The sequence below is a fragment of the Halorubrum sp. AD140 genome, from assembly GCF_034497445.1.
Lineage (GTDB): Archaea > Halobacteriota > Halobacteria > Halobacteriales > Haloferacaceae > Halorubrum.
Window position 1 is genome coordinate 1 of record NZ_JAXRUU010000246.1, and the last position, 1,229, is coordinate 1,229.

Genomic DNA, 1,229 nt, shown 5'->3' on the forward strand with positions numbered 1-1,229 from the left:
CATCCAGAATCTCTTCGGCGCGCTCCGCTATCTGTCTGACTAGCTCTTCCGCTTCGACGCCCTCGATCAGGTATCCCTCTCTGAGAAACTCCCTGCTGTCCTCGTTCAGCCAGTAGAACGGTTCGTCGTGTCGTTCCGCGACGCTGTCGAGTTCTGTCTGTGCCATTGTTAGAACATGTCCTCGGCGGTGACGCTCTGCGTGTGTTTGTTGTACGTGGTCGACCGCTTGCTGAAGAAGTCGTTATCCTTCGTCATCATGATGTCCTCGTCGAACCAGCGCGTCTCTTCGAGCAGGTCGTCGTCCGTCTCGAACACCGGTTCCACGCCGACGTTTTCCAGACCCCGATTGAACCGGTCTCGCAGGAACGCGTCGACGTGCGCTCGGGGAAGGAACTCCAGCTCGCCGTCGTCGAATATCCAATCTAAGATCTCCGTCTCCGCCTCGTAGGCCTGCTGGCAGGCTTTTCGCACGTCTTCCTCGAACTCGTCGTCGAAGAGGTCCGGGTTCTCTTCTCTGATCGTCTCCACTAACTCGACCCCGAACAGCCCGTGAATCTGCTCCTCTTTGCTGGTCGCTTCGACGGCGTTCGCGATCCCTTTGAACTTCTTTTCGTGCTTGTCGAAGCTCGTCATGATGAGGAACTGGCTGAACAGCGACACGTGTTCGACGAACGTGCTGAACAGCAGGATGCTCATCACGTACTCCCGTTCGTCGTCGCTCTCGCTCTTCGCTAAGTACTCGTCGAGGTACTCGATCCGCCCTTCGATCGCCGGCTCCTCGGTCACCTGTTCGAAGTCGTCCGTGATTCCCAAGACGTCGAGGAGGTGACTGTAGGCGTCCATGTGGCGGACCTCGCTTTCCGCGAAGGTCATCCCCACGTTCCCGACCTCGGCTTTGGGCATCTCCTCGTAGATGTCCGACCAGAACGTCTTCACCTGTACCTCGATCTGCGCGATAGCCAACATCGTCCGCTTGATAACGGTCTGCTCCGCGGGCGTCGTGTTGACTTTGAAGTCCTGAACGTCTCCGTCGAAGTTGAACTCCGTGTGCACCCAGTAGCTGTTCCGGATCGCCTCAACGTAGTCGAGAAACTCGCCGTACTCGTAGGGCTTCAGCTGCGTTCGCTCGGAGAAGATGTCCGTCTCTGCGTCCGAGGCTGTACTCGCGTTCGTGTTTGTGTTCTCGCTTTCACTCATGATTGGCCGTCTCAAACGTGACCGCTCGCGTT

The 1,229-nt window shown here is 57.5% G+C and carries 1 protein-coding gene; it reads right to left on the reverse strand.

Annotation, left to right across the window (positions count from 1 at the left end; genetic code table 11):
- Positions 1-168: 168 nt before the first annotated feature.
- A complete protein-coding gene (locus U4E84_RS17890) occupies positions 169-1,197 on the reverse strand; it encodes a ribonucleotide-diphosphate reductase subunit beta (RefSeq protein WP_322533424.1) in 1,029 nt (342 codons plus the stop codon).
- Between the last annotated feature and the right edge of the window lie 32 nt (positions 1,198-1,229).

Coding starts and splice junctions, on each gene's coding strand:
- U4E84_RS17890 (WP_322533424.1), bottom strand. CDS start 1,197: ATGAGTGAAAGCGAGAACACAAACACGAACGCGAGTACAGCCTCGGAC.